The sequence below is a fragment of the Mycobacterium sp. SMC-14 genome, assembly GCF_046250075.1.
Lineage (GTDB): Bacteria > Actinomycetota > Actinomycetes > Mycobacteriales > Mycobacteriaceae > Mycobacterium.
In genome coordinates, this window is sequence record NZ_CP176429.1 from 3,776,032 (window position 1) to 3,788,299 (window position 12,268).

Consider the following 12,268-nt stretch of genomic DNA (forward strand, 5'->3'; position numbering starts at 1 on the left):
ACCTTACATTATTCGCTATTTTTGTAAAGCAATCGATCGAGCCTGGCCTATCGCACCGGACCAGGGTCACGGCTCCGGCACGTGAAAGTGCTCGTCACGCAGCCGGAACGCCTCCTTGGTTCCGTGCTGCGCCCGGGTCTTGACGAAGTTGAACTCCCCCGGCGCGAACTGCAGGTTGGTGCCGTAGGCGTGAAACAGGTAGCTGGCAACCTCTTCGCCTTGATACGCCTGACTCTGCTCGACGAGCCGAAACGCCTCCTTGGCGATGACGACGCCGTCGGCGGGCATCTTGGCGGCCTTGCATGCCCAGTAGCGAGCCCGCGCGGTCACCGCCGCCGGATCGCAGGTCTCGGTGAACACACCCAGATGTTCGACCGCGGCGGCCTCGACGATGTCCCCGGTCAACAACAGGCGCCGGGCCAGCACGGGGCCGAGGCGATGAAAGAACATGTGCAGGCTGCCCAGCGCCGGGCCCAGAAACCGCGTCGCCGGCATACCGATCTTGGTGTCGCGCGCGATCACCGAGATGTCGGTCATCAGCGCCATCTCGAAACCGCCGCCGAGCGCATACCCGCTGATCTCACCCACCGTGACCTTCGGAAAGCCCATCAGGTTGTGGTAGAAGCCAAACGATTTGCGGTCCACCGTAAGCCGGCGGCGCTGGCTCGGCCGGCCCTTGGCCGCCGGCTGCGCGGTCTCCCCGCGCTCGCCATACCAGCCGTAGGCGTGGTTCATGTCGGCTCCGGTGCTGAACACTCCTTCAGTGCCGCGCAGCAGCACTACGACCAGATCGTCGTCCTCGGCGACCCGGTCCAGGCAGCGGGCGACCGCGTCGCGCATCGCGGCATCGTAGGAATTGCGCCGGCCGGGATTGTTCAGCGTGATGGTGGCGATGCGCCCGTCGGGGTCGACATCGAACAGCACGCGGTCGTCGGTGGTCTCGGCAGCGCTCATCGGTGGGACTCCTCATCCTGTCTGCGGCCGAATCGAATGGCACTCAATTTGTTCGGCGGCGCCGCCGCCGTGGTGACTTCGCCGGTGCACAGCACCTCGCCGCGATGAAGAAGTCGTGCTGTCGAGGCGATACCCCGCTCCACCTCAGTTCGCACGATGTCGAAGTCCAGCTCGCTGAGAATGGGCGTCGGGCGCCGGTAGGTGACCAGCAGTGAGCGGGTACGCCCGGCCGAGCCGGCCGCGCAGCTCTGATGCTGGGTCACGCAGTCGAAGAACACTCCGAGAAAGCCGCCGTGCACCAGCCCCGGAGGCCCTTCGTAGGGCAGCGGGAACGTGACTGTCCCCGAGGCTGTCTCGCCATCGAGGTGGTCGAATCGATACTCCGGGAAGCAGGGGTTGAACGACCCGACGTCGAAAGCGTGCCCCAGGTAGACCCGGCCCGCCGGGCCGTCAGCGTCTTCCAAGCGGGGCATCGCCTCTACCGCCGCGACCGCAGCCAGTTGCCGTTCCCAGTCGGCGAACTGCGTCAGCATGTCGTCCACCGCCGGATGCGAGTGCTCCAACGCCAGCAGCAGCCCGGTCAGGCGCCGCATGGCGCCGGCCACCGCGACGGTCTGCGGCAGCGGGCGCTCACCGAAACGGGCGGCGTCGCCGGCCGAAACCACTGAGCTCCCCGAACCGTCCGCCATAGGCCTTTCTCCGCCGAATCGCGTCAATCGTATAGCCTACTGTAGCTATCACGATATAGCGTTGAAAGGTGGACACCACCGTGGCCGACTCCCCCGATTCCGGGTCCGGCTCCGCCCCCGATGGCGCGGTGACAGCGCTGCGTGACGGCGCGCTGCTCCGGCTGACCCTGGCGCGCCCGGACCGCCGGAACTGCCTGAGCGCGTCGATGACCGATGCCCTGGTCAAAGCCCTGACCGAGGCGGCAAGCGACGACACGTTGCGCGCCATCCATATCCGGGGCGCCGGCGATGACTTCTGCGCGGGCGCCGACTGGGTCGCGACCAACGCCGGCGACCAGCGACCCCGCACCGGCGATCTGCTGCGCCGCGTCCCCCACGGCGCGCACCGGGTGATCGAACTGCTGCAGACCATCGCGTTGCCGGTCGTATGCAGCGTCCGAGGCTGGGCGGTGGGCCTGGGCTGCAATCTGGCGCTGGCCGCCGACTTCACCGTGGCCGCCACCGACGCGGTGTTCTGGGAACCGTTCGTGGCGCGCGGCTTCAGCCCCGACTCGGGTTCGACGTGGCTGCTGCCCCGCCTGGTGGGACTGGCCCGGGCCCGGCGCATGTTGCTGCTCGGCGAGCAGGTCAGTGGCGCATCCGCGCAGGACTGGGGATTGATCCACCGGGCGGTGGCACCGGCAGACGTGGACTCCGCCGCCGAAGAACTGCTGGCCGCCTTGACACAGGGGCCCACGGTCGCGATCGGTCTGACCAAGCAGGCGCTGCACTACGCACAGCAGGCAACGCTGCCGCAAGCCCTGACCCAGGAGCTGTTCAACCTTGAGCTCAGCTGCCGTACGGGCGATTTCAAAGAGGGCCTAGCCGCGTTTGCGCAGCGGCGACCGCCCGGCTTCACGGGCCGCTGAGAAGGAAAGAGACGGCAAATGCCGATGTTCGACACCATCGACTACGACGTGCGCGGGCACACCGCCACCATCACGCTGAACCGTCCCGAGGCGCTCAATGCGTTGAGCCCGCACATGGTCACCGAACTGCGGTCCGCCTACGCCGAGGCCGAGAGCGACCAGGCGGTGTGGGTGGTCATCGTCACCGGCACCGGGCGGGCGTTCTGCACCGGCGCCGACGTGAAGGCGATCCCTGGCGACGGCAAGGTGATCAATGAACGGCCCTACCTGTCCACCTACGAGCAGTGGGAGGCACCGCAGGAGGGCACTCCCCCGTTCCGGACGATGGCCAAACCGGTGCTGGCGGCCATCAATGGGATCTGTTGCGGCGCCGGACTGGACTGGGTGACCACCTGCGACATCGTGATCGCCTCGGACCGCGCGACGTTCTTCGACCCGCACGTCTCGATCGGCCTGGTCGCCGGGCGCGAAGTGGTGCGGTTGGCCCGGGTGCTACCTCGCTCCATCGCGCTAAGGATGGCCATGATGGGCAAACATGAGCGCATGGACGCGCAACGCGCCTACGACCTCGGCATGATCAGCGAGGTGGTGGAGCATGACCGATTGCTGACCCGCGCGCACGAGATCGCTGACGTGCTGAACTCCAACGCCCCGCTGGCGGTACGCGGAACCCGGCTGGCGATCCTCAAGGGCTTGGACCTGCCACTGCACGAGGCGGAGATGCTCGCCGAGTCGTTCCGGGAACGTAACCTGCACACCGAGGACTCCCTGGAGGGGCCCCGGGCCTTCGTAGAGAAGCGCGCACCGGAATGGCAATGCCGATGAGCACCGAGTTCACCACGATCCTGCTCGACTTCGACCGCGCCGCACGCGTCGCCACCATCACCTTGAACCGGCCGGACCGGCTCAACGCGTTCGACCGCACCATGTGCGAGGAGATGGCAACGGCATGGCGGATCGTCAAACTCGATGCTGACGTCAACGCCGTCGTGCTGCGTGCCGCGGGCGAGCGGGCATTCAGCGCCGGCCTGGACATCAAGTCCCCCTACGGCCAGCCCGACAACGTCTGGAACCACGAAGATCCCGGCGAGCTGCTCAGTCCCAAGTGGCAGAAGATGTTCAAACCGGTCATCTGTGCCGTGCAGGGCATGTGCACGGCGGGAGCGTTCTACTTCCTCAACGAGGCCGACGTGGTGATCTGCTCGGACGAGGCCACGTTCTTCGACTCGCACGTCTCGGCCGGACTGGTCTGCGCACTCGAGCCGATCGGGCTGATGCGCCGAATCGGGTTGGGTGAGACGCTGCGGATCGCGCTGATGGGCAACGATGAGCGGGTCAGTGCCGACACCGCCTTACGCATCGGCTTGGTGACGGAAATCGTGGTGCGCGCACAGCTTTGGACGCGAGCGCACGAGATCGCCGCCACGATCGCGGCCAAGCCGCCCTCGGCCACCCAGGGCACGGTCAAAGCGATCTGGGAGTCCCTGGACAAGCCGTACCGTGCTGCCCTGGAACAGGGCCTGATCTACACCAGGCTAGGCAACCCGCTGGGCAAGGCCGAACTCGACGCACTAGCGCAGCGTCCCGCCGCACCGCCACGGATCCGCTGATGACGCATCCGCTGAGCCGGCGCATCGCCGACGTGCTCGATCTGGCGCCCGAGGCACCGGCTGTCGAGTACGACGGTGCTTGGTACACCTGGGCGCAGCTCGGCGAGACGGCCCGGGCGGTCGCCGCCGTGACCGAACCCGGTGGCCGGATCGGAATCCTGTTGCGCAACCGGCCCACCCACGCCGCCGCCGTACTCGGGGTGCTGCTGAGCGAAGGCTGCGTTGTGGTCATCAACCCGTCGCGCGGCGATGAACGCACCCGCGCCGATATCGCCGCCCTGGGGCTACCGGCGATCATCGGTGCGCCTGCGGATCTGGCCGGCCTCGTCACCACCGATACGTCAACCACGGTGGTGACCCTTACCGATCTCACCGAGCCGCCGCAGATCGCTCGCGCGGCCGCGCCCAGCCCCGATAACGGACGCCCCGGTGTGGCGGTGTGGATGCTGACCAGCGGCACCACCGGTCCACCCAAGCGTGTCGATCTGCGCTACGACATGCTCGCGCACAGCGTGATCGCCTCCCCGCAACCACCACAGCATCCGCGCCGGGGGGTGGCGATCGTCAACTCCCCGTTGGTGCACATCGGCGGCGTGTACCGGATCCTGCAATGCGTGGCCGAAGCGAGATCCTTTGTGCTGCTGGATCGATTCGATCTGGATCGGTGGGCGGCGGCAGTCCGCGCCTACCAGCCGAAAGCGGTCTCGTTGGTGCCGACCGCGCTGCGTACCGTGCTGCATTCGGACCTGACCCGCGAGGATCTGGCCGGCATCAAGGCGGTCACCTCCGGTACGGCCCCGCTGTCCGCCGATGACGCCGACGCGTTCACCGCCAAGTTCGGCATCCCGGTACTCACCTCTTATGCGGCAACCGAATTCGGCGGCGGCGTGGCCGGATGGACGCTGGCCGACTATCAACAGTTCTGGCGGGCCAAGCGCGGCAGCGTCGGGCGCGCCAGCCTCGGCGCGCAGCTGCGCGTGGTCGGTGACGACGGTGTCCCGCTCGTCGCCGATCAGCCCGGCCTGCTCGAGGTCAAGCCCGGGCAGTTGGGCCGGACGGCGGGCTGGATGCGCACCACCGATCTCGCCCGGATCGACGCCGACGGGTTCTTGTGGATCCTGGGCCGGGCCGATCAGGCCATCATCCGCGGCGGCTTCAAAGTGCTGCCCGACGATGTGCGGGTAGCACTTGAGGCGCATCCGGCGGTCAAGAGCGCCGCCGTGGTGGGCCGTGCCGACGAGCGTCTCGGCGAGACCCCGGTGGCAGCGGTCGAACTGCGATCCGGTGCCGTCGCCGACGCCGGGACGCTCACCGAGTTTCTGCGGGGCCGGCTGGCTCGCTATGAGATCCCGACCGAGATCACGATCCTCGACGTCATCCCACGGACGCCATCGGGCAAAGCCGACCTGGCTGCAGTCCGGGAGCTGATCGGAATGTCGGGCAAGCATGCTCGATGAGACCCTGCCGCAGATCCTCGGCACGCAGGCGCGGGCCCGCGGTTCGCACCCGCTGCTGATCTGCGACACCGAGCGGCTCAGCTACGCCGACGCCGACCAGCGCTCCGCGGCGTTGGCCTCGCAGCTGATCTCACTAGGCGCCGGCAGGGGCACGCACGTCGGTGTGCTGCACCCCAACGGCCCTGAGTTCGTGGTGGCCATGTTGGCCGCAGCACGGATCGGCGCGGTAGTGGTACCTTTCCCCACCTTCGCCACGACACCGGAGCTCCGCGATCAGCTGCTGCACAGCGACGTGAGAATCATGCTGTCCGCAGAGTCGTATCGCTCCCACGACTACCGGCAACGGCTGGCAGAGGTGCTGATCGACGCCGCGGTCGAAGATGACCCGATCTACAGCGTTGCGGTGCCGCAGCTGCGCCATGTGGTCTTCGGATACTCGCCACCGGAGATAGATGCGCTCTTACCGGCGCTGGAAGCCGACGTCGAGCCCAGCGATCCGCTGGCCATCATCTACACGTCGGGGTCGTCCGGCACCCCCAAAGGCGTGGTGCACACTCACGGCGGGCTGATCGGCCATCAGAGCTACCTCAATGAGGTCTGCGGAATCACGTCCGGCGACATACATTTCAGCAACTCGCCGTTCTTCTGGGTCGGGGGCTTCGCCTTCGCCCTGCTGGGCACCGTGCTGGCCGGTTCGACCCTGCTGTGCTCCAACGCCAGCGATCCCGGTGAGACCTTGGATCTCCTGGAGGCTGAGAAACCCACCCTGGCAAACGGCTTCGCCAGTGGCGTCGCCGGCCTCATTCACCATCCGAGCCTGAGCGCACGGGACCTGTCCAGCGTCCGCCGCGGCAACCTGTACGCGATCATGGCGCCCGACGTGCGGCCCGCCGACCCCGGATTGCGGCACGGCATGCTCGGGATGACCGAGACCGGTGGCCCGGTGTTACTCAGCGACGACGTCACCGACCAGCCCGAGCACCGGCGCGGCAGCTTCGGCAAGCCGGCGCCGGGAAGCGAGTGCCGGGTCGACGACGGCCAGCTGCTGATCCGCGGGCGCCATGTGATGCAGCGCTATCACCGACGCAGCCGCGAGGAATGCTTCGACGCCGACGGCTGGTTCCGCACCGGCGATCAGGTCCGCACCGACGCCGACGGATTCTTCTACTTTCTGGGCCGCCGCGACGCCATGATCAAGACCGCCGGCGCAAATGTCGCCCCGGCCGAAGTGGAACGCGCGATCGCCAAGGTCACCGGCGGTGTCACCGCCCACGTGATCGGCATCCCCGACCCAGACCGCGGTCAGGTGGTCGCCGCCGTGTTGGTGGGAGCCGACAGCGACACCGATGCACTCCGCGACTCGCTGCGCGAGGAGCTCTCGGCGTACAAGATCCCCCGCAGGTTCGCCGCGGTGCGGCCCGAACACATCCCACTGCTCTCCAGTGGCAAGGTGGATTTGCGCAGTCTGGCAAAGGTATTCGATGCCTGACACCGCGACGATCGACGCACTGATTCGTTCCCGTGCGGCCAGCTACGCGGACAAGCCGGCGGTCATCGATTCCGGCGCCCGGCTCAGCTACGGCGACCTGGACACGTCATCGCGGGAGCTGGCCGCGAGCTTGGTGCAGGCCGGCGTCGGCAAGGGCACCCGGGTGGGGCTGATCATGCCCAACAGTGTCGCCTGGGTCCGCACAGCGATCGCCGTGACCCGCATCGGTGCAGTCCTGGTTCCGCTGAGCACCCTGCTGACGCCCTCAGAGCTGCGCACACAGCTCCAGGTCGCCGCGGTTCAGTACCTAATCGGCGTCGAGGAGTTCCGCGGCCGGCGATACCTCGACGGACTCCCCGGCAAACGCTCGGCGGCTCTTCCAGCGCTGCAACAGGTCGCGACCCTGGAGAACCTGGCCACGACTGCCGCAGGGCCCGGCCCGGTCCGGGTGTTCGATGCGATGACCGAAGCGGTGACACCCAGTGACCTGATGCTGATCATGTTCACCTCCGGCAGCAGCGGCCCACCCAAAGGGGTCGGGCACTCCCATGGCAGCGCGCTGGGCGCGGTGGCGTCGGGGCTGGCCGCCCGTTGCATCACCGCTGACACCCGGTTGTATCTGCCGATGCCGTTCTTCTGGGTCGGCGGATTCGGCGGCGGGGTGCTCTCGGCGCTGCTGGCCGGCGCGACCCTCATCACCGAGGAGATTCCGAAACCCGAGACTACCTTGGCCCTAGTGGAATCCGAGCGGGTCACGTTGTTTCGCGGGTGGCCGGACCAGGCGCAGGAACTGGCCCGGCACGCCGGTTCGGCAGACCTGTCGGCGCTGCGGCCCGGCAGCCTGGAGGCGCTGTTGCCACCGGAGTTGCGTGCCGAGCCCGGGGCGCGGGCCAATCTGTTCGGGATGACCGAGTCGTTCGGACCGTACTGCGGTTTTGCCAGCGATACCGATATGCCGCAATCGGCGTGGGGCAGCTGCGGAAAACCGTTCGAGGGCATGGAGGTTCGGATCGTCGATATCGATACTGCGGAGCCGGTACCCGCAGGGACGGTCGGCGAGATCCAGCTGCGGGGACCGCACGTACTGCGCGGCATCTGCGGCCGCAGCCGTGAGGAGATCTTCACCGTCGACGGCTATTACCCCACCGGGGACCTGGGCCGGCTCGATCACGACGGATTCCTGTTCTACCACGGCAGATCCGACGATATGTTCAAGGTCAGCGGCGCCACGGTCTATCCGAGCGAGGTCGAAAGAGCGTTGCGTGCCATCGATGGTGTCACTGCAGCTTTCGCGACCAATGTGCCCGACGCAGGCCGGAATCGGGTGGGGGCGGTGGTGGCCGGTGACGGGCTGACCATCGAAGGGTTACGCGGGCGATCTCGCGATCTGCTCAGCCCGTTCAAGGTGCCGACGGTGTGGCTGCTGGTCGAAGGATCCGATGCCATTGCCCGCGGGCCGACCGGCAAGGTGGACATGCGGAGACTGCGGGAGCTTCTGGCCGCCGGTTGCCGTCAAGAAATCGAGTCAGGGAGTGGATCGTGACACGTCGTCAGTTCGTCGCACTCACCGGAGCCGTGTTGCAACGCCGACTTCAATCCCTTCACGATGTTCTTCGCCATCGAAGGACCGATCGGCCTGGCCATCCAGGACCTGCTGGATGAGACCGGCATTCAACAGGCTCTGATCGACCCGATCCTGGGCGTAATCGGTCCCTTGGGCGGCTTGGCCACCAGCTGAATCAGGCTGGCCTGCTGAAGAACCCAATTCAAACGGCAGAACGTAGAACAACACGCAGAGGAGAGCTATGACGGGCCGATTGACCGGCAAGGTGGCATTCGTCACCGGTGCGGCACGGGGACAGGGACGCGCCCACGCGGTGCGGATGGCGACCGAGGGCGCCGACATCATCGCGGTCGATGTGGCGGGCAAGCTGCCCGACTGCGTACCGTACAACCCGGCGAGTCCCGAAGACCTGGCCGAGACCGCCCGACTGGTGCAGGCCACTGGGCAGCGCATGGTGTCCGCCGTCGTCGACACCCGCGACTATGACGGTCTTCGCGAGGCGGTCGCGGCCGGTGTGGCCGAACTCGGGCGCCTGGACATCATCGTCGCCAACGCCGGCGTGGCGGCCCCTCAGGCCTGGGATGCGATCTCCCCGGAGAACTTTCGCGATGTCATGGATATCAACGTGACTGGCACCTGGAACACCGTGATGGCCGGCGCACCGCACATCATCGACGGCGGCCGCGGCGGCTCGATCATCTTGATCAGTTCGGCTGCCGGCATCAAGATGCAGCCGTTCATGGTCCACTACACGGCCAGCAAGCATGCCGTCACCGGAATGGCCCGCGCGTTCGCGGCCGAACTGGGCAAGCACGCGATCCGGGTCAACAGTGTGCACCCCGGACCGGTCAACACCGACATGGGCACCGGAGACATGGTCAGCGCGCTCGGCCGAGCGATGGAGACCAATCCGCAACTCTCCCAGATGCTCACGCCGTTCCTGCCCACCTGGGTGGCCGAACCCGAGGACATCGCCGGCACGGTGTGCTGGCTGGCCAGTGCCGACTCGAACCTGGTTACCGCCGCGGCGATTCCGGTGGATCAGGGCTGCACCCAGTACTGAGTCGGATCGGCGCCCGTACGGGCGCAATTCGGGTGATCCACCTGTAGATCCGGTCACACACAATTAGAGTGAGCGGGCTAACCCCGTTGGCAGGGCCCAGACGACGACAGAGATGAGGACGGCAATGAGTCCACTGCTGCGGCATTGCGCCACGACGCCGGTATTTGCCCTTGCTATGGCATCAGTCGCGCTGATCGGACTCGCGTCGCCCGCCGTCAGCCAGGCCGACCCCTTAGACGGCTGCGGCTACGGCATGTACTTCAACACAGAGACCAATCAGTGCGAGCCCGGTGGCGTCGACCCGCATCCGTTTATCGGCCCAGTCGGACCGGCCGGAATCGGTGTCGGCGGACCCGTCGGACCGGGTGGCGTTGTCGGCCCCGTCGGCGTCGGCCCGGTCGGTCCCGGCCCGGCCGGCCCCGGCCCCGTCGGACCCGGCCGGCGCTAGATATCTCCCCAGCGAAACCTGGCCGTTAGCGACCAGGGTTCGCTAGTTCTGATGTGCGAGCCGCTCCTGGTGAATGCGGACCAGTTCGCGAAAGCCCAGCCGGTGGTACTTGGGCACGGGTTGAATACCCCACTCGTCCTGCGCACTGGCCTTTCCCGCGGCGCCCTCGGGTGGACCGAGCGGCGGGTAGGGGTACTTGCACTCCATGGTGTCGTCGGAGAACCGCGTCTTCAGCAGTTCGCTGCAGATCTGGGTGAGGCTCAGCGTCGGGTAGCCGTAGTAGACCGCCATGAACGGCAGGGTGAACGCGCCCTCGATGACGAGCGCCACCAGGCACACCAAGGTGGCGCGTTTGATCCACTTGTGCATTCGTGCGTAGTAGGGGGTGGTGCCCGGTGGCAGTGCCTCGGCGGCAGGTGTTTCCATCGTGGGACTCCTTTATCAGTCGGAGAAGATTTCCCGGTTGACGGTGTGCAGGTACGGGATCGCCAAAAACGGTGTGATGTAGAAGATGTCGTAGAGCCACCAGCCGATCACCGGGAACACCACACCGGCATAGCGCACATCGGCATACATGGTCATGTTGAACACGTAGAGAATCCAGATGAGTACACCCATCCAGCAGGTGACGATCATCCACTGGTGGCCCCACCGCTTCATCTGCAGAAAGCCGATCGCGGCGGCGCAGCGCATCGCGAACACCGTGAGGATCATGCCGAAGACCATGGACTTCTCGCCCGGCCCGGCGGCGCCGCCCACCCACAGTTCGTTGTAGTGCCAGAAGTAGCCGGCGTCGAACATGTGGCCCCAGCCGATCATCAGCACCCGGTTGATCAGGGTGTGGTTGGCGACCAGGTCCAACGACCAGCCCAGGCTGTTGAGCATGCCGTCGATCAGCACCAGGTAACCGATCAAGGTGACGATCATGGGCCGCATCGCCAGACCCGCACGCTGGGCCTCGCGCTGCAGCCCCACGCCGCGCAAGAAGATCGGTAAGCCGATGATGCCCGGCACCCACATTCCCATCAGCGCCGCACCGGCGATCATCCAGCGGTCGGCCCGGCGTTGGGCGGCACGGGATTGCGTCTCGTGCTCCTCGATCGCGGCGAAGTCCGTTGTCGAACCGGACCGGTTCGGGCTCATAACAGCCACCAGCCCCGGGCGAACGACATATATAGCTGGACGCCGAACATGATGGCCAGATAGCCGTAGATGAAGATCTGAAAGACGATCAGCGCTCGCTTGCGGTTGCGTTCTTGCTGGTCCACTTCGCGGCTTCCTTTCCTAGGGGCGCTCGGTCTGGGTGGTGAACACGCCGGCGGCCACTTCACGCAGGCCGTCGTGGATTCCGCCGTCGGTGGTCAGCGGCGCCAGGATGCACGCCTCGGCGGCCTCGGGCTCGCTCGCGCCGGCGCCGACCAGCTGCGCAGCGTTGACCAGGGTGCGCGTCGAGGGCGGTTCGAAGTGCAACGCCTGGTCTGCGGTGCGCAGCGCGGTGGCGCACTGCACCAGGCGACCGGCGATCTGCGGTTCGATACCGGTCTCGGCGACGATCACCTGCGCCTCGCGCTCGGGCGGCAGGTAGTGCATGGGCAGCGTGGCGAACCGTTGCCGGAAAGACGGCTTCAGCTCTTTGAGCGAGCTGCGGTAGGCCGGGTTATAGGAGCACACCAGCATGAAGGTGTCTGGGGCCGTGATGGTTTCATCGGCCCGGTCCAGGTATAGAGCGCGACGGTGATCGGTCAGTGAATGCAGCACGGCCAGCGAGTCATGCCGCGCCTCCACGACTTCGTCCAGATAGCAGATCGCCCCGGACTTCACCGCTTGAGTCAGCGGCCCGTCGTTCCACACCACGTCACCGCCGGCCACCAGGAATCGGCCCACCAGATCCGAGCTGGTCAGGTCGTCGTGGCAGCTGATGGTGATCACCGGCCGCCCCAGCAGCAAGCCCATGTGCTCGACCAGCCGGGTCTTGCCGCAGCCGGTCGGACCGGTGAGCATCACCGGGATGCGGCGCAGGTACGCCTTCTCGAACAACTGCACTTCGTTGCCGTTGGCCAAGTAAACATCGCTGCTCATCGGACTC

At 66.9% G+C, this 12,268-nt stretch carries 15 protein-coding genes; 9 read left to right on the forward strand and 6 right to left on the reverse strand.

What is annotated here, in order from left to right; genetic code table 11:
- Positions 1-66 precede the first annotated feature (66 nt).
- Both ACKY0W_RS17940 and ACKY0W_RS17945 read right to left on the reverse strand, forming a co-directional pair.
- Positions 67-954, reverse strand: coding sequence for an enoyl-CoA hydratase/isomerase family protein (locus tag ACKY0W_RS17940; protein WP_409435171.1), 888 nt, complete (start codon positions 952-954; stop codon positions 67-69).
- Positions 951-1,643, reverse strand: a complete 693-nt coding sequence (locus ACKY0W_RS17945; protein WP_409435172.1) for a hypothetical protein — start codon at positions 1,641-1,643, stop codon at positions 951-953. The genes ACKY0W_RS17940 and ACKY0W_RS17945 overlap by 4 nt, the downstream gene beginning before the upstream one ends.
- Before the next feature lie 68 nt (positions 1,644-1,711).
- On the opposite strand from ACKY0W_RS17945, the gene ACKY0W_RS17950 reads away from it, so the two are divergent.
- The 9 genes from ACKY0W_RS17950 to ACKY0W_RS17990 all read left to right on the forward strand — a co-directional run bounded on the left by ACKY0W_RS17950 (position 1,712) and on the right by ACKY0W_RS17990 (position 10,182).
- Complete coding sequence (locus tag ACKY0W_RS17950) at positions 1,712-2,551, forward strand: enoyl-CoA hydratase/isomerase family protein (protein ID WP_409435173.1); 840 nt, start codon at positions 1,712-1,714, stop codon at positions 2,549-2,551.
- An 18-nt stretch (positions 2,552-2,569) separates the two neighbouring features.
- A complete protein-coding gene (locus ACKY0W_RS17955; protein ID WP_409435174.1) occupies positions 2,570-3,376 on the forward strand; it encodes an enoyl-CoA hydratase/isomerase family protein in 807 nt (268 codons plus the stop codon).
- Positions 3,367-4,161, forward strand: a complete 795-nt coding sequence (locus ACKY0W_RS17960; RefSeq protein ID WP_409437838.1) for an enoyl-CoA hydratase/isomerase family protein — start codon at positions 3,367-3,369, stop codon at positions 4,159-4,161. The genes ACKY0W_RS17955 and ACKY0W_RS17960 overlap by 10 nt, the downstream gene beginning before the upstream one ends.
- On the forward strand, positions 4,161-5,618 hold the full coding sequence (locus ACKY0W_RS17965) for a class I adenylate-forming enzyme family protein (RefSeq protein ID WP_409435175.1): 1,458 nt from the start codon (positions 4,161-4,163) through the stop codon (positions 5,616-5,618). Before ACKY0W_RS17960 ends, ACKY0W_RS17965 begins: the two co-directional genes overlap by 1 nt.
- Positions 5,608-7,107, forward strand: coding sequence for a class I adenylate-forming enzyme family protein (locus ACKY0W_RS17970; protein WP_409435176.1), 1,500 nt, complete (start codon positions 5,608-5,610; stop codon positions 7,105-7,107). Before ACKY0W_RS17965 ends, ACKY0W_RS17970 begins: the two co-directional genes overlap by 11 nt.
- Entirely contained in the window at positions 7,100-8,650 is a 1,551-nt protein-coding gene (locus tag ACKY0W_RS17975; protein ID WP_409435177.1) for a class I adenylate-forming enzyme family protein, read from the forward strand. Before ACKY0W_RS17970 ends, ACKY0W_RS17975 begins: the two co-directional genes overlap by 8 nt.
- A 63-nt stretch (positions 8,651-8,713) precedes the next feature.
- Positions 8,714-8,845 carry a hypothetical protein gene (locus ACKY0W_RS17980; RefSeq protein WP_409435178.1) on the forward strand — a complete coding sequence of 44 codons (132 nt, stop codon included), beginning with the start codon at positions 8,714-8,716 and terminating at the stop codon, positions 8,843-8,845.
- 67 nt (positions 8,846-8,912) lie between these two features.
- Entirely contained in the window at positions 8,913-9,734 is an 822-nt protein-coding gene (locus ACKY0W_RS17985; protein WP_409435179.1) for a mycofactocin-coupled SDR family oxidoreductase, read from the forward strand.
- Between the two features lie 175 nt (positions 9,735-9,909).
- On the forward strand, positions 9,910-10,182 hold the full coding sequence (locus tag ACKY0W_RS17990; RefSeq protein WP_409435180.1) for a hypothetical protein: 273 nt from the start codon (positions 9,910-9,912) through the stop codon (positions 10,180-10,182).
- A gap of 42 nt (positions 10,183-10,224) precedes the next feature.
- Here the strand turns inward: ACKY0W_RS17990 and ACKY0W_RS17995 are convergent, their stop codons facing one another.
- The 4 genes from ACKY0W_RS17995 to ACKY0W_RS18010 are packed head-to-tail and all read right to left on the reverse strand — an operon-like array spanning position 10,225 to position 12,261.
- The gene (locus ACKY0W_RS17995) at positions 10,225-10,608 is read right to left on the reverse strand and encodes a hypothetical protein (RefSeq protein ID WP_409435181.1); all 384 of its coding nucleotides are present in this window, start codon (positions 10,606-10,608) and stop codon (positions 10,225-10,227) included.
- A 15-nt stretch (positions 10,609-10,623) separates the two neighbouring features.
- Entirely contained in the window at positions 10,624-11,325 is a 702-nt protein-coding gene (locus ACKY0W_RS18000; RefSeq protein WP_409435182.1) for a hypothetical protein, read from the reverse strand.
- Complete coding sequence (locus ACKY0W_RS18005; RefSeq protein WP_409435183.1) at positions 11,322-11,450, reverse strand: hypothetical protein; 129 nt, start codon at positions 11,448-11,450, stop codon at positions 11,322-11,324. Before ACKY0W_RS18005 ends, ACKY0W_RS18000 begins: the two co-directional genes overlap by 4 nt.
- Positions 11,451-11,466: 16 nt before the next feature.
- Positions 11,467-12,261 carry a CbbQ/NirQ/NorQ/GpvN family protein gene (locus tag ACKY0W_RS18010; RefSeq protein ID WP_409435184.1) on the reverse strand — a complete coding sequence of 265 codons (795 nt, stop codon included), beginning with the start codon at positions 12,259-12,261 and terminating at the stop codon, positions 11,467-11,469.
- Positions 12,262-12,268: the final 7 nt, after the last annotated feature.